Here is a 21,524-nt window from a genome sequence, read left to right on the forward strand (position 1 = left end):
AGACGCTTTGCGGCGCATGTGCGGCTTGTCGCTCGAAACGAACGGAGCGGGCGGCAGGACGCATGCCACGGGCCGGACTTTTCGCCGCGCCCTCTATCCCCGGTCCCCGCGCCCGCCTATCCACGAGCTTGAAGAACGAGGGGATGCACGCTTGGCACAACCACCGAACGGACGGGGCCGGGACCTGACGACCGGGCCGATCGGCTGGACGCTGCTCGCCTTCGCGTTGCCGACACTCGCATCGAACATCCTGCAAACGCTGAATGGGTCGATCAACTCGATCTGGGTCGGGCGCTTCCTCGGTGAAAGCGCGCTGGCGGCGACGTCCAACGCGACGATCGTGATGTTCCTCACCTTCGGCGCGGTGTTCGGCTTCGGCATGGCCGCGTCGATCCTGGTCGGGCAGTCGATGGGGCGGCACGACGTCGAGGCGGCGCGGCGGGCGTTCGGGTCGGCGGTGGGGCTGGTCGTGATCGCGGCCTTTGTGGTTGCCACGCTCGGCTACGTGTTCGCGCCCGAAATTCTGCACGTGATGGCGACGCCGGGCGATGCGCAGGCGATGGCGCTGATCTACCTGCGCGTGATCTTCTTGGGGCTACCGCTGTCGATGCTCGGCCTGCTGATCCAGATGGGGTTGCGCGGCACAGGCGACGCGATCACGCCGATGTGGTTCATGGTGCTGAGCGCCTGCATCGACGCGGGGCTCAACCCGCTGCTGATTCGCGGTATCGGGCCGTTCCCGCAGATGGGCATCGCCGGCGCGGCGACCGCAACACTGATTGCGTCGGCGGTGTCGGCGGTTGGCCTCGTCGTCTACGTCTACGCGCGGGATCTGCCGATCCGGCTGCGAGGTGCCGAGTTGCGCTATCTCATCCCCGACCTCGCGCTGGTGCGGATCATCGTGACCAAGGGCGTGCCGATGGCGGCGCAGATGCTGGTGATGTCGGTGTCGGGTCTCACCATGATTGGGCTGGTCAACCGGCAGGGGGTGGAGACGGCGGCCGCCTATGCGGTCTCGCAACAGCTGTGGAACTACATTCAGATGCCGGCAATGGCGATCGGCGCGGCGGTGAGCAGCATGGTCGCGCAGAACATCGGCGCGGGGTTGTGGGATCGGGTGAGCCGGATCACGCGGTCCGGCATCGTCTACAATTCGATCATCACTTTGGTGGTGATCGCCGCGATCATCCTGTTTGACCGGCCGGTGATGAGCCTGTTCGTCGCCAGTACCAGCCCGGCGATCCCGATCGCGCGGCATATTCAGCTGATCGCGAGCTGGACGTTCCTGCTGTTCGGCGCGACGATGGTACTGTTCGCTACGGTGCGGGCGAATGGCGCGACGCTGGCGCCGCTGCTGATCCTGATCGTCTCGCTGATCCCGTTCCGTATCGGCATCGCCTCGCTGGGACGGCCGTTGCTCGGCGCGGATGCTTTGTGGTGGGCGTTTCCGCTCAGTTCGGTGGTGTCGCTGGCTCTGGCCGCCTGGTACTTCCTGCGTGGCGGCTGGCGGTCGCAGATGATGGCGGTGCCCGAGCATGGCGAAACCGCGAAGGAAAGCGTCCGTGCGACCTCCGAACCGGCCGGGCGGTTGCACCCGAGCGGCTGAGGGCGCATCTGGGCGGGCATGAGCCACTATCCTGCACTTCGCCTCCGCCGCACCCGCTCGACCGCGTGGAGCCGCCGCCTCCATGCCGAGACGGTGCTGACCCCCGCCGACCTGATATGGCCGCTGTTCATCGCCGAAGGGGAGGGCGTCGAGGAGCCGATCGCGACGCTGCCGGGTGTATCGCGCTGGTCGATCGACGGCATCGTCGCGCGCGCGAAAGAGGCCCGGGACGCGGGGATCGCCTGCATTGCGCTCTTTCCCAACACGCCGCCGCATCTGCGCAGCGAGGATGGCCGCGAGGCGCTCAACCCCGACAATCTGATGTGCCGCGCAACCCGCGCGCTGAAGGATGCGGTGCCCGAGGTCGGCGTGCTGACCGATGTTGCACTCGACCCCTATACCGCGCACGGCCATGACGGGCTGGTCGATGATGCCGGCTATGTGGTTAACGACACCACCGCCGAGATGCTGGTCGCGCAGGCGCTCAACCAGGCGGCGGCGGGGGCGGACATCATCGCGCCGTCCGACATGATGGACGGTCGCATCGGCCAGATCCGCGATGCGCTGGAGGGCGAGGGGCGCGTCAACGTGCAGATCATGTCGTATGCCGCGAAATACGCGAGCGGCTTTTACGGGCCGTTCCGCGATGCGGTCGGCTCGCGCGGGCTGCTGAAAGGTGACAAGAAGACCTATCAGATGGACTCGGCCAATGCCGAGGAGGCGTTGCGCGAGGTCGCGCTCGATCTCGCCGAGGGTGCGGACAGCGTGATGGTCAAGCCCGGCCTGCCGTATCTCGACATCATCATGCGCGTGAAAACCGAGTTTCAGGTTCCGGTGTTCGCCTATCAGGTATCCGGCGAGTATGCGATGATCGAGGCGGCGGTCGCGGCGGGCGTGGCGGAGCGCGATGCGGTGGTGCTGGAGACGCTCATGGCGTTCAAGCGTGCCGGTTGTTCGGGCGTGCTGACCTATCACGCGCTGCACGCGGCGCGGCTGCTTGGCGGATGATCGAAACCGCCCGCCTGATCCTGCGCCCGCCGCAACCGGGCGATACGGCGGCTCTGCACGCGATGTGGAGCGATCCCCGCGTCATGGCGGATCTTGCCCCGGTCAAGTCGCCGGCGGAGAGCGCAGAGACCATCGCTCGGCACGAAGCGTACCGTGCCACCCACGGCGTTGGCTTCTGGACGACGCTACGCAAGGAAGATGGCGCGGTAATCGGCTTTTGCGGGCTGAAGCCCGGTGCCGAAGACACGCCTATCGCGGGCGAACTCGAAGTCGGCTGGATGCTGGCAGCCGATCACTGGCGGCGCGGTTTCGGGCACGAAGCGGCGGCGGCGAGCCTCGCTTGGGGGTGGGCCAACCACGACGCACCGCGCATCGTCGCGATCACCGCCGCGCAGAATGCCGCCAGCCGTGCTTTGATGGTCCGGCTTGGCATGACCCACACCGCAGCGCTCGACTTCGAGCATCCCAAGTTTGCCGCGGATGACCCGCGCCGCGCGACGGTCACTTACGCATTCGAGCGGCCCTGACCGCACCGCACCGGTGCGTTACTTGCCGGGCAGCATCGCCTGGATTGCTGCGATCCGGTTGACCTCTGCGGTAAGCTGCGCCTCGCCGCGGGCGTGCAGGGCTTCGAGCGCGGGGTAGGGCGGCTTTGCGTCACGCGCGCGGCCGATCGCCAGTTCATCGAGGTCGGTTACAGCGCTCGACGTCGCCGCGCGAAAGCTGTCAAGCTTGGCGAGCGCGGTCTGCGCCGTGATCCAGCGCTCGCCACCCGGCGTATCGCCGCGCGCCGCGCGCACCGCCCGTTCCGCCGCGTCGGCGGCGGGCGTAAAGCCGGTGTCGGTGGTGGCGAGTGTCTTGGCATAGGTAACGAGCGTCGCATCGAGGCTCGGGTCCGGTACCGCCGAAGCCGACGCCGCGGCGACCGGCTCGGCATTGCTGCGCCGTTCGATCGGGCGCGGTTGCAGCGAGGGATAGCGCGATACGCGCTGCTCGACGCAACCGGTCGACAGTAGGGCGGCCGACAGCATCGAAGCGGAGAGCACGAGACGATTTTTCATGGCGCTTGCTGTATTCTCCACAAAAGAATCGCGCAACGCACTTGCGCGACCCAAAAAGCGGTCGTAAAGGCGACCTCCCAGCGCACCCGTAGCTCAGCTGGATAGAGCATCAGACTACGAATCTGAGGGTCGGGCGTTCGAATCGCTCCGGGTGCACCACTTCTTTCTTGATGATTTCGGCGGCGCGTCACGCGCCGCCGAGTGTCCATGCCGCCGGTCAGCGCGGCCTGCCCGCGCAAGTCATCGTCGACCATCTTCAGCACGCACTTGTGCTCGGCGTCATCATCGATGACGGAAGTAGGACGACAGCGCCCTCGGCTTCGATCCGTACGCGGAACTGCAACGGCTTGATCTCGCAATCCTCGAAGCTGTGCCGTCGCGGATCCTTGGCATCATCTGACCAAGCTCTGGTGGGGAGTGCAAGGAGGGTCAGTGCGACGATGCCGAGCGGTCAGGCATAACGAGACAGCACCTCAGCACCGATCGGCAGCAGTTACCGCCAGTCGTTACGCTCGACCGAGTCGAGGATGCGTGCGCCTGCCATGAACACCGCCACCGGGCAGACCGCGAACAGCATCCAGCCGCCGACGCTGCCGTGATATTGCTCGACGTAGTGCACGCCGCGCTCGACCGAACCAAGGCCAAGGCCGTAGATGACCATGAAAGCCTCGAACTTGTTCTTGATGACGAACAGGCGGGAGATTTTGTGCAACATGCCATGATCTTAAGCAAAGCCCGGGCCAGTCGCAGATTCGCGTGGCTTGGGCTTAACGAACATGGTTACGTGTCAATTAACTCGACAAGGTCGAGCCCCTCCAGCAACGCGCGCCGCGCAGCTTCGATCGCCGCCATCAGCGTCGGGTCGCCGATCGCATCGTGGCCGATCTCCTCGGGCCAATGCTGCGTGACGATGCGCTCAATCAGATCGAGCCGCGCGGTGTCGACCAGAAAGCGCGGGTCCACCGTCGCCGGATCAGCGACCACGCGCAGCCGTAGGCAGGCCGGTCCGCCGCCGTTCGCCATCGACTGCCGCACATCCACCACCGCAACACGCCGGATCGGGCCGTTGCCCGCCAGCATCGCGCGCAGGTACGCGCGCACCGTCAGGTTGCTGACCGCCTCACGCGGGACGATCAGCGTCATGCCCCCTTCCGGTGGCGTTACAAGTTGCGCGTTGAACAGGTAGGATGAGATCGCATCGGCAAGGCTCACCTCGGCGGCAGGCACTTCGACGATCTCGACCTCCGGCAGACGTGCGCGCAAATTCGCGTAGAAGCCGGCGCGGTCGGCGAAGGCATGTTCGTGGGTGAAGAGCACGCGCTCGTTCGCGACCGCCACCACGTCATTGTGGAAGGCGCCGGCCGCGATCGCCTCGTCGGATTGCTGTACGAACAGCGTTCGCTCGGGCGTGAGCCCATGCGCGCGCGCCACCGCCGCGCTCGCTTCCGGATGCTGGCGCGCGGGGTATGGGCCGCCGGGCACGCCGTAGACGAACACTTCGACACCGGGTGCGCCGTGGTGCGCGCACAGACGCATGTGATTGGCGGCACCCTCGTCCCCGAACGGAGCGGGCACCGGCCCGTGCACCACGAAGGCAGGGTCTGCGAAAGCGAGGCGCAACTGTGCGAGCGTGCCCGGCCATTCGTGGCTGCGATGCGGCATCGTCACCAGATTGGCGGCGGAGAGGTGACACTTGCCGTCCGCCGTGTCGGGGGCGGGAGAAACGGTCGCGGCATTGGCCGCCCACATCGCCGAGGCGGACAGCGCCTGCGCCTGTAGATGCGGCGCAGCGGTTGTAAAATCGACCGACAAACTCGCCAGCCAGCGATGATCCGGGCGCGCAAGCGGCACGAACACGCCTTGCGTCAGCCCGAGTGCGAGGTTCGCGCGCATTTTCGCGATCCCCTCCAGCGCGGCCTTGCGCGGGTGAGACGGCGTACCGGCGCTTGCCGTCGCGGCAAGGTTGCCGGGACTGAGCCCAGCGAAATTGTGGCTCGGGCCGATCAGCCCGTCGAAGTTGATTTCCGTCAGCATCAGTAGCGCGCCACCCAGGCGAGATCGTCACCGTCGATCGCACCGAGACCCGTCGCACAGTCCCGATCGATCACCACCCCGTCGCCGGCGGCACGCACCTTGCCGTAAGCGCAGCAGAAGTCACCCAAGCGCCCGCACGCGACCAGCGCGGCCTGGCCGCCATCGTCGTCGACCGTGAGCAGGCGGGCGGGGCGGGCGTTGGCGATCGTCTTCACCTTGTCGGTCGGCGCGGTCATGGTTGGGCCGCCGTCGAAGATGTCGACGTATTTGTCGAAGGCGAAGCCCTCCATCTCGAGCATCCGCATCGCCGCGCGGCCGGAGGGATGGGGCAGGCCAATCGCCGCGCGGGCCTGTTCGGGCAGCATTGCGACGTAGATCGGGTGTTTGGGAAACAGGTCGGCAATGAACTGGTGGCCGTGGATCGCATTGAACTGGTCGGCATCCTGAAAATTCATGCCGAAGAACCGCCCCGCCAGCCCGTCCCAGAATGGCGAGCCGCCCGCCTCATCGATCACGCCGCGCAACTCGGCGAGGATGCGATCGGCAAAGCGCGCGCGGTGCTGCGCAATGAACATGTAGCGGCTGCGGGCGAGCAGCATACCCAGACCACCGGCGCGCTCGCCTGGGTGCAGGAACAGCCCGCCGACCTCGCTACACCCCTCCAGATCGGTGGTGAGGCTCAACTGGTCGGCGCGGAAGGTGCGGCCAAGCTCCTTGCTGTGCTGGGTCAGCGTGCCCATCCGGTAGCTGTAGAACGGGTAATGCTGGCCGACATGCGTGAAGATCTGGCAGGTGCCGCGCACCTCGCCGGTGGCGGTGTTTTCCAGCACCAGCACGAACAGTTCGTCGGCCAGGGTGCCGCCGTTGCTGGCGAAGGCGGCGTGACTCTTGTCGAGCTTCGCCTTGAGCGAGCGTCGGTCGGGCGGCAGGTTGGTAAAGCCGCCGCCGGTCAGCTTCGCCATCTCGTAGAGCGGTTGAAGATCCTCGTCGCGCGCGGCGCGGATGCGAAAACTCACAGGCTTCCTTTCTCGACAATGCGCAAGATGGTGAGCGCCGACAGCGCGGCGCGCTCGGGCAGGCTGTCGGGAATGAGGAATTCCCGGTCGGAATGGATCGCGCCGCCGCGCACGCCCATCGTATCCACGACAGGTACGCCGCATGCAGCGATATTGTTGCCGTCGCACACGCCGCCGGTGTCGCGCCAGGTGATGTCGAGGCCAAGGTCGGCACCGGCCTGCTTGACGACACCGAACAGCCGCGCCGCGCTCGCGTCGATCGGCTTGGGCGGGCGATTGAAGCCGCCGTGTACGCTGATCGTGACCTCGTGCGCCGCTGCGGTGGCGCTGACGGTGGCCTCGATATGGACCCGCGCGCGGTCGATCTCGCCAAGATCGGCCGGACGAAAGTTGACGCGCAGGATGGCAAGATCAGGCACCACGTTGTTCGGGCCGCCGCCTTCGATCCGCGCCGGGTTCACCGACAGGCGCGGTGAGCGTGCCTCCGCCAGCCTGAGCGCCACTGCGGCAGCGGCGAGGATGGCGTTTCGACCATCGTCGGGGTTGCGCCCCGCATGTGCGCTGCGTCCGCGTACCACGATCGAGAAATTGCCGGTGCCGCCGCGCGCACCCGCCAGCGTACCGTCGGGCAGCGCCGGTTCGTAGGTCAGCGCCGCCACTTTGCCGCGTGCGGCGCGTGCGATCAGCGGCGCGGAGGAAAACGAGCCGGTTTCCTCATCTGATCCGATCACCACCTCGTAGCCGATCCGCGCGGCCAGCGGGGTAGTCTCGATCGCGGACAGCGCTGCCAGCATCACCGCAAGGCCGCCCTTCATGTCGGCCACGCCGGGGCCGTTGAGGCTGCCATCGTCCTGCCAGCGCAAGGTCTGGAACGGGTGATCGGCCGGAAACACCGTGTCCATATGCCCGGTCAGCAGCATCTGCACCGGTGCGTCGGGCCGCACCGCCAGATGCAGGTGCCTCCCGTGATCGAGCGCCGCGACGCTGCCGTCCGCCAGCACTGTCTCGGCAGGCGCGGGGTCGGCAAGCACCAGCGTGCCCGGCAGCACGGCGAACGCATCGGCGAGTTCACCCGCCACCGCTGCGAGGCCAGTGAGATTGCGCGTGCCGGAGTTGATCGCCGCCCAACGCTCGGTCAATGCAAGCATCGGCGTCTCGCCGATCCGGGCGATTGCCGCTTGCTCCGGGGTGGAAAGGGTGTTCATCGCGCCAGCCTAGCGCGGGTTCAGGCGTTACTCCACCCGCTCCAGATCGGAGAAGGCAGGCGGAGCAACTACCGCGATCAGAAACTGTACACGATCGACGCGGTGCTCGACGTATCCGTATTCACGCGACCTTCCGGTGGCGTGCTTTCATACTGTACCGCGTAAGAGAGTTTCGCCGACAACGGCCCGAACAGCTTGGCGTTGATTGCGGTCGTGCTGCTCACCGTGCTGTTGATCCGCTGGAGATAGGCCGATGCCGCCTGCGTGATCGAAATCGCGCGGTTGAGCTTCAGGTTGAAATCCATCGATCCGCGCGCGGCGAAGCTGTTCTCCTCCGTTTCATCGGTGAACGACGTGCGCCGATATGCTGGCCCGACTTCGAGATCGAGTTTGACGTTGGACGCGCGCACGACGCCATAGCCGGCACCGACCGACGTCGCATAGCGGTCGTAATAGCCGAGGAACCGGTCGCTCTCGTAACTGCCGGTGCCGTAGATATAGCCGCGCTCCGAAAACTTGTAGTTCGGCTCGTACGACGCGAGATAGTGCTCGCGGCTGATGACGCCGCTGCTCTGCTTGTAGTCGACCGCGACGTTTACGGTGTGCTTCCACCGCAACGTCTCGCGGCTGAGCTTCACCGCCGCGCTCACGCCGAGGTCGTTGGTGTTACCCGTGGTCGCGTAGCCGCCAAGCTGCACGCTGCCTTTCCACAGGTCGAGCGGCCCGGCCTCGACGATCGTCTCGACCCGCTTCGCCTCACGCGCCTTGCGCCAGCCATCTACGGAGGCCTTGATCGTTTTCGCCGCCTCGGGTGCCGCGTTCGACGCGTATTTCGAAATGATGGTGATGTCGTTCTCGTTGCCCGACGCGATAGCCGCATCGAGCATCGCCTTCAACTGCGGCGGGATAGGCTGCTCGTTTTTCGCCGTCGAGGGAGAGGCAGTGGACGGGGCAGTCGCCGGGGCTGGCGACGGCTCCGGAACGGGCGCCGCGATGAGGATCACCGGAGGAAGCATCGGCGCGCTTTAGCATCCGCCACGCTGTGGCGAAAATCAGGCCGTCGTAGCGTCGGGTCCGCTTGCCGCATCAGCCGAGATGCCCGGCGAACATCTCCAGAATCTCTTCGTACAACGCCTTCTTAAACGGCACGATCAGCACCGGCAGATCGGCAGGGTCGATCCAGCGCCAGGCGATGAACTCTTCATGTTCGGTGGCGATGTTCACGTCGCTGTCCTCACCGTGGAACCGGTACAGGAACCAGCGTTGCCGCTGCCCGCGCCATTTGCCCTTCCAAACCTTGCCGACGAGATCGGGTGGGAGGTCGTAGCTTAGTTCGCGAGGGCCGATCGCGATCAGCGAAACCTTGTCGGGGGTGATGCCGGTTTCCTCGCCCAGTTCGCGTAAAGCGGCGGTTTCGGCATCCTCACCGGGATCGATCCCGCCCTGCGGCATCTGCCATGCCTCAATGCTGGCGTCCTTGCGTTGGCCGACGAACACCTTGCCGTCGCGGTTGAGGATCATCAGCCCGGCGCAGGGGCGATAGGGCAGCGAATAGATATCGGTCGTGTCGGTCATGGTGCGCCCGCTGTCGTGGAAAAGTCAGCCGTCTTTATGCTCGGGGGCTTGTGTGTTCCGCAATCATTGTCTTTGCCGCCGCGAATGCGCCGGCGCAGTCCGCTACCGCAGAGGGAAGCGCCTGGCGTAGCGTGACGAAGCCGTGTACCATCCCGGCCGCCTCGCGGAACGTCACCGGCACGCCCGCTTGTGGCAGCGCGGCGGCATAGGCGCGGCCTTGGTCACGGATCGGATCGAGCCCGGCGGTGAGAATAACCGCCGGCGGCATGCCGCCAGACACGCCGGCGAGCGGGGAGGCGCGCAGGTCATGCTGGTCGGCGCGGTAGGCGTCCCGGAACCATGCGAGACTTGCCCGGTCGAGCAGATAGCCGCTTTCGAAGTCGATCAGGCTGGGATAATCGCGCGTGCCGTCCGTCGCCGGGTAGAATAGCAAGTGGCCAATCACAGGCACGGCAGCAGGCGTATCGCGCAGCGCCATGGCGGTGACGATGGCAAGATTGCCGCCCGCGCTGTCGCCGCACAGCACGAGGCTGGTGACGGTTCGCGGCAGACCCTGCGGAGCGCTTGCCGCCCAATGCGCCGCCGCGACGCAATCTTGCGGAGCGGAGGGCCACGGGTGCTCGGGCGCGAGCCGGTAATCGACGGCAAGCACCGGCAGGTCGAGCGCCCGCGCCATCTCCGCGCAAAAACTGGCGTGCGTGTCGAGATCACCGATCACGAACCCGCCGCCGTGGAAGAACACCACCATCGGCCCGGCATCTCGCGCTGCCCGCGCGTCGAACAGCCGCGCCGGCAGATCGCCGGCCGGGCCGGGTATGGAGACGTCGATGATCGCGCCGAGCGGTCCCAGCGGCAGATCGGCGATATCCTTGATCGCGCGCAGCGATTGCCGCGCCTGCGCGGTGTCCATTTGGTGCATGCGCGGACCGGGTGCCGCGTTCAGGAAGGCGAGGAAGGCACGCACATCGGGTCGGACGAACACTTCCACGGCATAGCCTCATCAGCCGGTGCTTTGCGGTCGGGCCGCCGCGACCTTACCTAGGCCGAGTGATCCATATCGTCCATCATTCCGCCTACGTTTCGGCCGCGCATGTGCGCAGCCCCAGTCAGCTCAGCAAGAACGGCCTCGTCCGCGATTTGCTGCGTGCCGAGGGGGAGGAGATCGTCTGGCACGAACCCGACCGCATCCCGCGCGTCTGGCTGGAGGCGGTGCATGACGCGGATTACGTCGCCGAGGTACTGGAGGCACGTGTGCCGCCCGACAAGGAGCGCCGCATTGGCTTCGCGGTAAGCGAGGGTGTCGCCGAACGCTCGCAACGGGTCGTCGGGGGTACGTGGCTCGCAGGCCAGCTCGCGCTTGAGCACGGCTTCGCCGCCAACACCGCCGGCGGCAGCCACCACGCGTTGGCCGGCACTGGTGCCGGCTATTGCGTGCTTAATGACCTCGCGGTGGCGGCGGTGCGACTGGTGGAGGAGGGCACTGTCGAGCGGGTGATCGTGGTCGATTGCGACGTGCATCAGGGCGACGGCACCGCCTCACTGTGCGCGGGACGGCCCGAGATCGCCACCTATTCGATCCATGCGGAGAAGAACTTTCCCGTCCGCAAGGCGCGGTCAACGCTCGACGTGCCGCTCGCCGATGGCACCGGCGACGACGCGTATCTCACCGCGCTGGCGGACAGCCTTGCGCCCATGCTCGACAGCGTGCGGCCTGGGTTGATCCTCTATCAGGCCGGGGTCGATCCGTTTGGCGGCGATCGGTTGGGCCGCCTCGCGCTGACCGAACCTGGACTGATCGCGCGCGACCGTTTGGTTGCGGATCTCGCGATCGCACGCGGCATCCCGCTCGCCAGCACGGTCGGTGGCGGCTACGGCGCGGATACCGCCGCGATCGCCGCGCGCCATGTCGCGGCGATCCTCACGCTGGGACGCGCGTTTGCGAGTACTTGATCCGTTCCGGCACATCCCCACATGTTGGATTGCGAGGGCATTGGCGCCATGCTAGTGGCCTGCCGCTGTGGATCACAGGGGCGCATTCGGTCTGCATATGACATACATCGTTGATTTCCGGGCAAGAATAGCCCTCCCGTGAGCACAAACCTGATCAGCGCGGCCGATCCCGCGCCTGCTGGAGTCGATTCCACGACGTCCGGCCACGCCGCGCATGGTGGTGAGGGGCTTCCAAAGCTCGCGCTCGGCGCGATCGGGGTTGTGTTCGGCGACATCGGCACAAGTCCGCTCTACGCGTTTCGAGAGACGTTCGCCGGACACCACAAGCTCGACGTGGACGCGTTCCACATCATGGGTGTTTGCAGCCTGATTTTCTGGTCGATGCTGCTGGTCGTAACGATCCAGTACGTCACCATCATCATGCGCGCCGACAACAAGGGCGAAGGCGGCAGTCTCGCCCTGCTCGCGCTGATCTCGGGCCGCGTAAAGCAGATCCGCTGGTCACGCGGTATCGTGCTGCTCGGCGTGTTCGCGACCGCGCTGTTCTACGGCGACAGCATGATAACGCCGGCCGTTACCGTGCTCGGCGCGGTCGAGGGGCTCGCCGTCGCGCAGCCGAGCCTGTCGCATCTGGTGCTGCCGCTGTCCGGGCTCATCATCATCGCGCTGTTCGTCATCCAATCCAAGGGCACTGCCAAGATCGGCCTGTTCTTCGGACCCGTGATGCTGCTGTATTTCGTGGTGATCGCCGCGCTCGGCATCGCCAGCATCGTCAAGACGCCGGGCGTGCTTTGGGCATTGTCGCCGCATTACGCTGCCTTGTTCTTCGTTCACGATCCGCTGCGTGCGTTTCTCGCGCTGGGTTCGGTCGTGCTGGCGGTGACGGGCGCGGAGGCGCTCTATGCCGACATGGGGCATTTCGGGCGCAACCCGATCCGCGTGTCGTGGATGTTCTTCGTGCTGCCGGCGCTGATGCTCAACTATATGGGGCAGGGTGCGCTGCTGTTCCGTGACGCGGGCGCGTTGGAGAGCCCATTCTACAAACTCGCCCCGGCCGGCTGGGAACTCCCGCTCGTGCTGATCGCGACGGCGGCGGCGATGATCGCCAGCCAGGCGGTAATCTCCGGCGCGTTCTCCGTCACCCAGCAGGCGATCCAGCTCGGTTTCATGCCGCGCCTGCGCATCGAACACACCAATGCGCAGACGGCGGGGCAGATCTACATCCCGCTCATCAACTGGCTGCTGCTGACCATGGTACTGCTGCTGGTTGCGTTCTTCCGCAGTTCGTCGAACCTCACCGCCGCCTACGGTATCGCGGTTACGGGTGCGATGCTGATCGACACCTGCCTGCTGGTGGTGGTGTTGAGGCGGTTGTGGAACTGGTCGGTCTGGGCGGCGGCGCCACTGCTGGCGGTGTTCTTCCTGGTGGATGGCGCGTACTTCACGGCCAACCTCACCAAGATCGTGTCGGGCGGCTGGTTCCCGCTGCTCGCCGGCTTCATCATCTTTACGATCCTGACGACCTGGTCGAAGGGCCGTCAGTTGATGATCGCGCGGATGCGGGAGGGGGCGATGCCGATCAAGGTGTTCATCCAGTCCGCCGCCAGTGCCGCCACGCGCGTGCCCGGCACGGCCGTGTTCATGACCTCCACGCCGGAAGGTGTGCCGCACGCGCTGCTCCATAACCTCAAGCACAACAAGGTGCTGCACGAGCGTATCGTGCTGCTGACGGTGAAGATCGTCGATGAGCCGTATGTGGCGGAAGGGCAGCGCTGCTACCTCGAGGATCTCGACCACGGCTTTCACCGCATGGTGCTGAAGTATGGCTTTATCGAGGAGCCGGACGTGCCGGTCGCGCTGGCCAACGTGCATCGCTGCGGCGCTGAGTTCCGCATGATGGACACGAGCTTCTTCCTCGCCCGGCAGACACTGCTGCCATCGTCACGCCCGGGCATGATGATCTGGCGCGAGAAGTTGTTCGCGTGGCTGTTACGTAATGCCGAAAGCGCGATGGAGTTCTTTCGTCTGCCGACCAACCGCGTCGTCGAACTCGGCAGTCAGCTGGAGATTTGACCGAGCCTGCGCCAATCATCGTCACGGCGCTGTTCGGCAAGACCGATGCGGCGTTCTTCGACGACCTGCGCCGGCAGCACTTCCCGCCCGAGCGCAACCAACTTGCCGCGCATCTGACGATGTTCCACCATCTGCCGCCTGCTATCGCGGCGGAGCTGAAGCAGCGTCTATCGGCCGAAACGCGCGGCGTGCCGGCGCCGGACGCGCGAGTCGGTGGCTTGATGTCGCTCGGCGGCGGCGTCGCGTTCCGCATCGAGAGCCCGGCGCTGACGGCGATTCGCGCCGGTCTTGCCGATGCGTTCGCAGCCCTGCTGATGCCGCAGGACAAGGCCGGCTGGCGTCCGCACGTCACCATCCAGAACAAGGTGCCGCCCGCACAGGCGAAGGCGCTGCTGCACACGCTGGAGGCGGATTTCCGCCCGCGCACCGTGGCGATCGCCGGTCTGGCGAGCTGGTATTACCGTGGCGGGCCATGGGAACCGCTATCTCGTCACATGTTCACTTGACCGCGCGGTTTCCGGCACATATAGGCGCGCCTCCGAATGGCAGGGCGAAGTAGCTCAGCTGGTTAGAGCACGGGAATCATAATCCTGGGGTCGGGGGTTCAAGTCCCTCCTTCGCTACCATTCGGACCTACATCCGCGCCGCGAAGGCCCGATGCGGATCGTTCAGCACCAGCATCGTATCCCGCCGCGCCAGCGCGATGAGGCTGAGCCCGTGCGCTCGCGCACGATCCACCGCCAGCGCGGTCGGCGCGGAGATGCCGACCAGCAGCGCCGCGCCCGCCACCAGCGCCTTGTCGACCATCTCGAAGCTGATCCGCGAGGTGACGAGCAGGAACCCCGCGGCGATATCCTCCCCCGCACACGCACCGATCAGCTTGTCGAGCGCGTTGTGCCGCCCGACATCCTCGCGTGCCACCCGCACCATGCCCGCGTCGTCGCACCAGGCGGCGGCGTGCAGCGCGCCGGTGCGGGCGGTGAGCGGTTGATGCGCGCGGATCGCCTCTAGCGCGGCGAATAACGCGGCGACGGCGGTATGCGGGGCGGGAGCGGGCCGCGCGACCGGACGGACCACCTGTTCCAGCCCCGACACGCCGCACAGCCCGCACGCCGTCTCGCTGGTGCGATGCCGCACGCGGTCGTGGATGCGGCCCGCGCACCGCTCGGCGAGGGTAGCGCGGACGATCCAGCCGGAGGGTGTCTCGAACAGATCGAGATCGAGCAGGTCGGCGATCGAATCGATCAGCCGTTCGGTGAGCAGGAAGCCGGTGGCGAGATCGGCGAGCGCGTCCGGCGTCGCCATCAGCACCGCATAGCCGATGCCGTTGATCTCGATCGCGATCGGGGTCTCCACCGCAATCTCCCGGCTTGCCGTGTGGGCGCCGTTGCGGCTGAGCACGAGCACGGTTTCGGTGCGCGCGGTCATGCCGGCAGGTCCGCCGGCGTATTGACGTTGCGTAAAGGGCCGGGCGCGGGCACCGCCGTCGCCGCGATCGATTCGGCCCAGCGGCGGATCGACAGCGCGCCGTCCTTCACACCGGTCGTGTATCCGCCCAACCGCGCCGCCAGCCCATCCGCCGCCGCAACCGGCCAGCAGCCCAGGATCGGCGCATCCGCGCAATAGGCCGGCGCGGCGGCGATCAGGGTGTCGAGTAGCGCATCCGGCACCTCCGGCATGTCGCACCCGATCGTCAGCACATGGTCGAAGCCCTCGGCGCGGGCATGGCCGAGCGCGGCGGCGATCCCGCCGAGCGGGCCAAGCCCCGCCACCGGCACATCGGCGAGCATCGGCAATCCGCCCCAGGGCCGCCCGCACACCACCATCGCGCCGACGAACGGCTCTAGCGCCGCCTGCGCATGTGCGATCAACGCTTGCCCGCCGAGCAGCGCCAGCGCCTTGTCGCTGCCGAAGCGGCTCGACGCGCCACCGGCGATGATCGCGCCGAGAAGGGTGGGATATGTCATCAATGCTGGCCCTTGCTGTGCCCGTACGTTGTAGCGATCGTGGCGCGCTTGTCGTCAACCAAGCCCGGCGGCAACGTATCCCTTTCTCGGCAAAGGCCGGGTTGAGTTATGGTATGCGGGTAAACGGGCGCGGTGCTGAACGCCGAAGCTCAGCCTCATTTCCACAAACCCAATCCTCGCCCGCCCCGGTTTGCGCTGGCGCCCCACGACACCCATGTTGCAATCCCCGGCGCTTGCCTCAATAGCATCGCCCGCAAAGCCCAAGCTGGAAGCCGTTCATGACCACCCATACCACCCGCATGTTGATCCTCGGCTCCGGCCCGGCCGGCCTCACCGCCGCCATCTACGGCGCGCGTGCCGGCATGAAACCGATCCTCGTTCAGGGCATCCAGCCCGGTGGCCAGTTGATGACCACCACCGATGTCGAGAACTACCCCGGCTTCGCGGACGTCATCCAGGGCCCGTGGCTGATGGAGCAGATGCAGAAGCAGGCCGAGCATGTCGGCACCCGGCTGATGTACGATACCGTGGTCGAAGTCGACGTGTCGCAGCGCCCGTTCCGCCTGATCGGTGACGGCGGCGATGTGTACGAGGGCGACACGCTCGTCATCGCCACCGGCGCGCAGGCCAAGTGGCTCGGCCTCGACAGCGAGGAGGCGCTGAAGGGTAAGGGCGTCAGCGCCTGCGCGACCTGCGACGGCTTCTTCTACCGCGGCAAGAAGGTCGCGGTGATCGGCGGCGGCAACACCGCGGTCGAAGAGGCGTTGTACCTCACCAACCACTCGCCCGACGTGACGATCATCCACCGCCGTGACCACTTCCGCGCGGAGAAGATCCTTCAGGAGCGGCTGTTCGCGCACAAGGGCGTGACCGTGTTGTGGAACAAGGAAGTCGCCGAGTTCGTCGACGGCGGCGGCACGGCGGGACTCGTCGCACTCCAGTTGCGCGATACGGTGACGGGCGAGCTGTCGCGGCTCGATACCGATGGCGGCTTCGTCGCGATCGGCCATCACCCGGCGACCGAGCTGTTCCGTGGCCACATCGCGCTCGACGAGGATCATTACATCACGGTCGAGACTGGCACGACCAAGACCAACGTCCCCGGCGTGTTCGCCTGCGGCGACGTGATGGACAAGCATTACCGCCAGGCGGTGACGGCGGCGGGCAGCGGCTGCATGGCCGCGCTCGACGCCGAGCGCTTCCTGGCGGAGCAGGATTTCAAGCTGGCCGAAGCGGCAGAGTAAAGCGCCGCTTCGCTGCCGCGCATAGGGTGGCGGCAAACATCACAATGCCGCGAGGATCTGCTCCAGCAGCCAATCATCGTCGCCCGGCAGAGCGAAGCTGTGCGACACGCTGTCCAGTAACGCGACCGGCGCGATCAGCCCGGCATCCTTGATCGCGTGCCTGTACGCGATCGCGGTCGCATCGCCGTGTGCCAGCAGGATGGTGCTGCGCGTCCCCCAGCCATGCAGCGCGGTGATCAGTCGAACAGCCAAAGCCCCTTCTTCGGGCGCGGGGGCTTGCGCAACTTTGCGCAAGCCTTTCGCGACTTTGCCTAGGCTTACCCCTCCGGTAGCGAGCCGTAGCCACTCCTTCGGCGTACGTAGCGCGGCCGCGTAACGTGCCCGAATCGCGGCGGCGGGCGGCAGATCGCCACCGCCTTCTATCACCCAGGGATTGGCGAGGATAAGCCGGTCGATGCCCGCACACTCGCCGAACAGCGCCAGCGCGGTCGCTGCATCGCAGTTGCCGAATGCCACCAGCCGGCGCAGGCCGGTCTCCGCCGTAAAGGTTGCCGCCGCCGCTGCGATGTCGGGCGCGGCACTCAGAAAGCCGCTGTTCTCGCCACTGGAATCGCCTACGCCGCGCCGGTCAAATCGGAAAACCGGCACCCCCGCCTTCGCCAAACGCTGGGCTAGCATAGCCATACCCCGATGCGCGCCACTGCGCACCTCATTGCCGCCGGAGACGATCAGCAGGCCGGTTTCGCCGCTGGCCTCATCCAGCGTGCCGAGCAATCGCTCGCCCGCACAGGCAAAGGCGATCAGCCGCCGCATCGCGTGATCCATTCGGCAATGTCGTCTGCGAGTAGCGCGGCAAGCGCCAGGTCGTTGCCCGGTTCCGCCCGCCGCCACAACGGCGCGCCTTCAACCTTGCGATCCGCAGGCAGCGGGTCGCTCGCCAGCCGGAGCGTGCGCAGCGGCACGCCGATGGTCGCCGCCACCGCATCATCGTCCGCAAGCGCACCGAACAGCGGCAGCGCAATGCGGTTGCCGGCGAGGAGCATCGGCGCGTCGGTGTCTGCGTCGATCTTCACCGCGACTGTCTCGCCCCGCGCCCGCGCGCCGTTTGTCGTCGCGCGCCGCAGCTCGGCCAACACCGCCGCGCCTGCGATCGGCGCAAGTCGCCAGCGGCTCACCAGCGCCGCCTCGACATCCACGGCCGCGCCGCTGCGCAGCGCTATGCCGTGCCCGCTGCGACCCACGTGTACGACGACGGCGGCGAAGGCGGCGCGCCAATCTTCGAACCGGGCCGCTTCGGTGGGCAACAGGCTTTCACCTTGGCCCGGCAGGTCGGGCAGCGCACTGGCAATCCCGCGCGCGGCAAGCGCCCGGCACAGGCTGACCGCGAATGCGCGCAGGCGGTTGGCCTCCTCGAACAGCGGCATTGCGATGATCGCCAGCGGACCCGTATCGGGGCCGAAGCGCAGCATCGCCTCGCGGCCGCCGCGCCATTCGTAGTGGTCGATCACCGGGCGCGCGTGCGCGGGAGTGGGCGGGAGACCACGGCCACCGCCGCTAGCGCGCCCGCGTCCGCGCCACCGTCACTGCGGCACCTTGTCCGTCGCAAAGCGCACCAGCGCACCGAACGTCTCGAGCATCTCGCCATCGACCTCGTCGTCGTCGATCAGGATGCCGAGCCGCTCCTCCATTTCCGTCAGCACGCCCGCCACCGCCATCGAATCCAGTTCCGGCATCGCGCCGAACAGCGGCGTCTCGCTGCGCAGTTCGGCGGCGCGCGCTTCGCTCAGTCCCAACACATCCCGCAACACGCCGCGCACGGTGGTTTCGACAATGTAAGTATCATTTGGCAGCACTGTACGCCCCGTCATCCTGCTTTTGCAGGCGGGTTAGAGAAAGCCAGGCCGTCTGCCAAGGGTCGCGCGAGCCGCAACCTCTTCACAGCGCAGCAGGCTCGGCTATCAGGGGTGGATGATCGCGCTCGATCCCGTGCCACGTCCGATCGATACTTTGCCTGCGCTTGGAAGTGCGGGGGCGGTGGCGCTCGCCTTACGGGATGAGACGCTTCGCTATGCCGACTTGGAAGCGCGCACCGGCGCAATCGCCGCGTGGCTCGCCAAGGCGGTGGACAAGGGAAGCCGGGTGGCGAGTTGGCTGCCCAAGACCGTGACCGCGTGCGTGCTGCCGCTCGCGGTGCCGCGTGGCGGATTGGTGCACGTGCCGGTCAATCCCGTGCTGAAACGCGGGCAGGTCTCGCACATCCTCGCCGATAGCGGCGCATCGGTGCTGGTTACGCAAGCGGCGCGGGCCGCCACGCTGGAGCCGGGTGACGTGCCGCCGGGCTGCCGGATCGTACTGGAGGAGGAGATCGTCGGCGATGACGTCCTGCCGCCATCGCAATCCGATCCGAGTACGCTGGCGGCGATCCTCTATACCTCCGGGTCTACCGGCAAGCCCAAGGGGGTGATGCTGTCCCACGCCAACCTGTGGCTGGGCGCGATCAGCGTGGCGCATTATCTGAAGATCTCGCCGGAGGATCGCGTGCTCGCCGTGCTGCCGCTGAGCTTCGATTACGGTCAGAACCAGTTGCTTTCGACCTGGGCGGCGGGGGCGAGCGTCGCCCCGCTCGATTACCTCACCGCGCGCGATGTGGTGAAGGCGGTCGAGCGGACGGGGGCGACGACGCTGGCGGGGGTACCGCCGCTGTGGGTACAGTTGCTCGACGCCGAGTGGCCGGCGGAGACGGCGGCGCGGCTGCGACGGATGACCAATTCGGGCGGTGCGCTGACCCGCCCGATCATCGCGGGGCTTCGCGCGCGCTTCCCCAAAGCAGATTTGTATCCGATGTACGGACTGACCGAGGCGTTCCGATCGACCTATCTTGCGGCCGATCTGGTCGACGCGCACCCGGACGCGATCGGTCGGGCGATCCCGTTTGCAGAGGTGATGGCGGTAGCCGCCGACGGGTCGCGCGCCGCGCCGGATGCCCCGGGCGAGCTGGTTCATGCCGGGCCGCTCGTCGCGCAGGGATATTGGCAGGACCCGGAGCGCACCGCTGCACGCTTCCGCCCCGCGCCGGATTGGACGGCGAGCGGCGGGATGGCGGTGTGGTCGGGCGATACCGTGTTCGAGGGCGCGGACGGGCTGTTCCGCTTCGTTGGGCGTGACGACGAGATGATAAAAAGCGCGGGCAACCGCATCAGCCCGACCGAGATCGAGGATGCTGTGCTGCGCGGTGGTGAGGCAGGCGAGGCGGTGGCGATCGGCGTGCCCGATGCCCGGCTCGGGCAGGTGATCGTTGTGGTGGCACGGGCGGTCGGCGATGCCGGCAGCGCGGAGGCAGCGTTGCGCGAGCGGCTGCGGCGGGAGTTGCCGAGCTTCATGCAACCGGCGCGCTATGAATGGCGCGCGGCGCTCCCGCTCAACGCCAACGGCAAACTTGACCGCGCGACGCTGCGCCGCGAGGTGACGGCATGAAGCCGATGGGAACGATACCTGCCGACTATGCCGGCATGCCGCTGACGATTGCAGGACGCAGCGCGGAAGCGTGGGCGGAGGCGGCTGGCGATACGCCGCTGTTCGTCTATGATTTTGCCGCGATCGCGCGACGGATCGGGCGGTTTCGCGCGGCGTTTCCGCACGTCGATCTGCATTACGCGATCAAGGCCAATCCGTTTGCGCCGCTGCTTGAGGCAATGGCGCCGCTGGTCGATGGCTTCGATGTTGCTTCGGCTGGGGAACTGGCGCGGATCGCCGGGCTGAAATGGGGCGCGGCGGTGAGCTTCGCCGGGCCGGGCAAGCGGCGCGACGAGATCGAGGCGGCGATCCGCGCGGGCGTGACGATCAACCTCGAATCCGAAGGCGAGGCGGCGCGGGCGATCGCGATCGGTGATATGCTTGGCGTCGTGCCGCGTCTTGCCGTGCGGGTGAACCCGGAGATCGAGCTGCGCGGATCGGGGATGCGGATGGGCGGGCGCGCGTCGCCGTTTGGGATCGACGCCGATCGCGCCGCTGCCGTTGCGAGCGAGGTGATCGAGGCGGGGGCGGATTGGCGCGGGTGGCATATCTTCGCCGGCTCGCAGGCGCTCGACGAGGGTGCGATCATCGAAACGCAGGCGGAGACGCTGGCGCTGGCGGGCCGGCTTAGCGAGCAGGTCGGCGTTACGCCGCCGCTGGTCAATCTGGGCGGCGGGTTCGGCATCCCGTACTTCCCGGGCGAGGTGCCGCTCGATATCGAGAGCGTCGGCGCGGCGCTATGCGCGCGGCTGGCGGACCTGCCGGCGGTGCTGGCGGGCGCGCGTTTCGCGATCGAACTCGGGCGCTGGCTGGTCGGAGAGGCGGGCGTGTATCTGACGCGCGTGGTCGATCGCAAGGTGAGCCGGGGCGAGACCTTCATCGTTACCGATGGCGGCATGAACCACCAGCTTGCCGCTACCGGCAACCTCGGCACGGTGGTGCGCCGCAACTATCCGGTCGGCGTGGCGACTGCCGCCGCCGATACGTCACGGGAGGTTGCGAGCGTGGTGGGCCCGCTGTGCACGCCGCTCGACCGGCTGGCCGACCGGGTGGGGATCGCGCGGGCTGGGCCGGGCGATCTCATCGCGGTGTTCATGGCGGGGGCGTACGGGCTGTCGGCCAGCCCCGCCGGGTTCCTCGGCCATGCGGCCCCGCGCGAAATCCTGGCGGGCGTCCCGGACGTTCCTAACGCAATCTTCACCTCTCCACAGGCATAGCCAGACCATCGCCGCGAGCCTGCACGCAAGACACACGCGTACAGGATGTAGCAGC

General features: G+C 67.2%; 22 protein-coding genes and 2 tRNA genes. 11 read left to right on the forward strand and 13 right to left on the reverse strand.

Annotated features, from left to right (window positions below):
• The first annotated feature begins 151 nt into the window (after positions 1-151).
• The 3 genes from L8F97_RS00595 to L8F97_RS00605 are packed head-to-tail and all read left to right on the forward strand — an operon-like array spanning position 152 to position 3,141.
• The gene (locus L8F97_RS00595) at positions 152-1,606 is read left to right on the forward strand and encodes an MATE family efflux transporter (protein WP_242146065.1); all 1,455 of its coding nucleotides are present in this window, start codon (positions 152-154) and stop codon (positions 1,604-1,606) included.
• A gap of 18 nt (positions 1,607-1,624) precedes the next feature.
• Positions 1,625-2,614: a porphobilinogen synthase gene (gene hemB / locus L8F97_RS00600; protein ID WP_242146066.1), complete on the forward strand. Its 990-nt coding sequence runs from the start codon at positions 1,625-1,627 to the stop codon at positions 2,612-2,614.
• Entirely contained in the window at positions 2,611-3,141 is a 531-nt protein-coding gene (locus tag L8F97_RS00605; RefSeq protein ID WP_242146067.1) for a GNAT family N-acetyltransferase, read from the forward strand. Before hemB ends, L8F97_RS00605 begins: the two co-directional genes overlap by 4 nt.
• An 18-nt stretch (positions 3,142-3,159) precedes the next feature.
• Here L8F97_RS00605 and L8F97_RS00610 read toward each other — a convergent pair whose 3' ends face one another.
• Positions 3,160-3,675 carry a hypothetical protein gene (locus L8F97_RS00610; protein ID WP_242146068.1) on the reverse strand — a complete coding sequence of 172 codons (516 nt, stop codon included), beginning with the start codon at positions 3,673-3,675 and terminating at the stop codon, positions 3,160-3,162.
• 82 nt (positions 3,676-3,757) lie between these two features.
• Here L8F97_RS00610 and L8F97_RS00615 point away from each other — a divergent pair.
• Positions 3,758-3,834: transfer RNA gene (locus L8F97_RS00615), tRNA-Arg, on the forward strand.
• A 334-nt stretch (positions 3,835-4,168) separates the two neighbouring features.
• On the opposite strand, the gene L8F97_RS00620 is transcribed toward L8F97_RS00615, so the two are convergent.
• From L8F97_RS00620 to L8F97_RS00650, 7 genes are all read right to left on the reverse strand, one after another.
• Entirely contained in the window at positions 4,169-4,390 is a 222-nt protein-coding gene (locus L8F97_RS00620; protein ID WP_242146069.1) for a hypothetical protein, read from the reverse strand.
• A 65-nt stretch (positions 4,391-4,455) separates the two neighbouring features.
• Complete coding sequence (locus L8F97_RS00625; protein ID WP_242146070.1) at positions 4,456-5,709, reverse strand: N-succinylarginine dihydrolase; 1,254 nt, start codon at positions 5,707-5,709, stop codon at positions 4,456-4,458.
• Positions 5,709-6,725, reverse strand: coding sequence for an arginine N-succinyltransferase (locus tag L8F97_RS00630; protein ID WP_242146071.1), 1,017 nt, complete (start codon positions 6,723-6,725; stop codon positions 5,709-5,711). The genes L8F97_RS00625 and L8F97_RS00630 overlap by 1 nt, the downstream gene beginning before the upstream one ends.
• Entirely contained in the window at positions 6,722-7,930 is a 1,209-nt protein-coding gene (locus tag L8F97_RS00635) for a hydrolase (protein WP_242146072.1), read from the reverse strand. The genes L8F97_RS00630 and L8F97_RS00635 overlap by 4 nt, the downstream gene beginning before the upstream one ends.
• Positions 7,931-8,007: 77 nt before the next feature.
• Positions 8,008-8,946, reverse strand: coding sequence for a YdiY family protein (locus L8F97_RS00640; RefSeq protein WP_242146073.1), 939 nt, complete (start codon positions 8,944-8,946; stop codon positions 8,008-8,010).
• A gap of 70 nt (positions 8,947-9,016) precedes the next feature.
• Positions 9,017-9,505 carry an RNA pyrophosphohydrolase gene (locus L8F97_RS00645; protein WP_242146074.1) on the reverse strand — a complete coding sequence of 163 codons (489 nt, stop codon included), beginning with the start codon at positions 9,503-9,505 and terminating at the stop codon, positions 9,017-9,019.
• Positions 9,506-9,539: 34 nt separating this feature from the next.
• Entirely contained in the window at positions 9,540-10,424 is an 885-nt protein-coding gene (locus L8F97_RS00650) for an alpha/beta hydrolase (protein ID WP_242147062.1), read from the reverse strand.
• 128 nt (positions 10,425-10,552) lie between these two features.
• Between L8F97_RS00650 and L8F97_RS00655 the strand changes: the two genes are divergently transcribed.
• From L8F97_RS00655 to L8F97_RS00670, 4 genes are all read left to right on the forward strand, one after another.
• Entirely contained in the window at positions 10,553-11,455 is a 903-nt protein-coding gene (locus tag L8F97_RS00655) for a histone deacetylase (RefSeq protein WP_242146075.1), read from the forward strand.
• Between the two features lie 153 nt (positions 11,456-11,608).
• Positions 11,609-13,528: a potassium transporter Kup gene (locus L8F97_RS00660; RefSeq protein WP_409928998.1), complete on the forward strand. Its 1,920-nt coding sequence runs from the start codon at positions 11,609-11,611 to the stop codon at positions 13,526-13,528.
• Complete coding sequence (locus L8F97_RS00665; RefSeq protein ID WP_242146077.1) at positions 13,525-14,034, forward strand: 2'-5' RNA ligase family protein; 510 nt, start codon at positions 13,525-13,527, stop codon at positions 14,032-14,034. The genes L8F97_RS00660 and L8F97_RS00665 overlap by 4 nt, the downstream gene beginning before the upstream one ends.
• Before the next feature lie 43 nt (positions 14,035-14,077).
• A tRNA-Met gene (locus tag L8F97_RS00670) sits at positions 14,078-14,154 on the forward strand.
• Between the two features lie 7 nt (positions 14,155-14,161).
• Here the strand turns inward: L8F97_RS00670 and fdhD are convergent.
• The gene (fdhD, locus tag L8F97_RS00675) at positions 14,162-14,956 is read right to left on the reverse strand and encodes a formate dehydrogenase accessory sulfurtransferase FdhD (protein ID WP_242146078.1); all 795 of its coding nucleotides are present in this window, start codon (positions 14,954-14,956) and stop codon (positions 14,162-14,164) included.
• On the reverse strand, positions 14,953-15,495 hold the full coding sequence (locus tag L8F97_RS00680) for a molybdenum cofactor guanylyltransferase (RefSeq protein WP_242146079.1): 543 nt from the start codon (positions 15,493-15,495) through the stop codon (positions 14,953-14,955). The genes fdhD and L8F97_RS00680 overlap by 4 nt, the downstream gene beginning before the upstream one ends.
• A 278-nt stretch (positions 15,496-15,773) precedes the next feature.
• Here L8F97_RS00680 and trxB point away from each other — a divergent pair, with 278 nt between their 5' ends.
• The gene (trxB, locus tag L8F97_RS00685) at positions 15,774-16,739 is read left to right on the forward strand and encodes a thioredoxin-disulfide reductase (RefSeq protein ID WP_242146080.1); all 966 of its coding nucleotides are present in this window, start codon (positions 15,774-15,776) and stop codon (positions 16,737-16,739) included.
• A 39-nt stretch (positions 16,740-16,778) separates the two neighbouring features.
• Here the strand turns inward: trxB and L8F97_RS00690 are convergent, their stop codons facing one another.
• The 3 genes from L8F97_RS00690 to L8F97_RS00700 form a co-directional block, all read right to left on the reverse strand.
• Positions 16,779-17,552: a hydrolase 1, exosortase A system-associated gene (locus L8F97_RS00690; protein ID WP_242146081.1), complete on the reverse strand. Its 774-nt coding sequence runs from the start codon at positions 17,550-17,552 to the stop codon at positions 16,779-16,781.
• On the reverse strand, positions 17,540-18,247 hold the full coding sequence (locus L8F97_RS00695; protein WP_242146082.1) for a hypothetical protein: 708 nt from the start codon (positions 18,245-18,247) through the stop codon (positions 17,540-17,542). The genes L8F97_RS00690 and L8F97_RS00695 overlap by 13 nt, the downstream gene beginning before the upstream one ends.
• Positions 18,248-18,319: 72 nt before the next feature.
• A complete protein-coding gene (locus L8F97_RS00700) occupies positions 18,320-18,607 on the reverse strand; it encodes an acyl carrier protein (protein WP_242146083.1) in 288 nt (95 codons plus the stop codon).
• 100 nt (positions 18,608-18,707) lie between these two features.
• Between L8F97_RS00700 and L8F97_RS00705 the strand changes: the two genes are divergently transcribed.
• Both L8F97_RS00705 and L8F97_RS00710 read left to right on the forward strand, forming a co-directional pair.
• On the forward strand, positions 18,708-20,213 hold the full coding sequence (locus L8F97_RS00705; RefSeq protein ID WP_242146084.1) for an AMP-binding protein: 1,506 nt from the start codon (positions 18,708-18,710) through the stop codon (positions 20,211-20,213).
• Positions 20,210-21,469: a pyridoxal-dependent decarboxylase, exosortase A system-associated gene (locus L8F97_RS00710; RefSeq protein ID WP_242146085.1), complete on the forward strand. Its 1,260-nt coding sequence runs from the start codon at positions 20,210-20,212 to the stop codon at positions 21,467-21,469. The genes L8F97_RS00705 and L8F97_RS00710 overlap by 4 nt, the downstream gene beginning before the upstream one ends.
• Positions 21,470-21,524 lie beyond the last annotated feature (55 nt).

Source organism: Sphingomonas sp. BAUL-RG-20F-R05-02 (genome assembly GCF_022662305.1).
Classification (GTDB): domain Bacteria; phylum Pseudomonadota; class Alphaproteobacteria; order Sphingomonadales; family Sphingomonadaceae; genus Sphingomonas.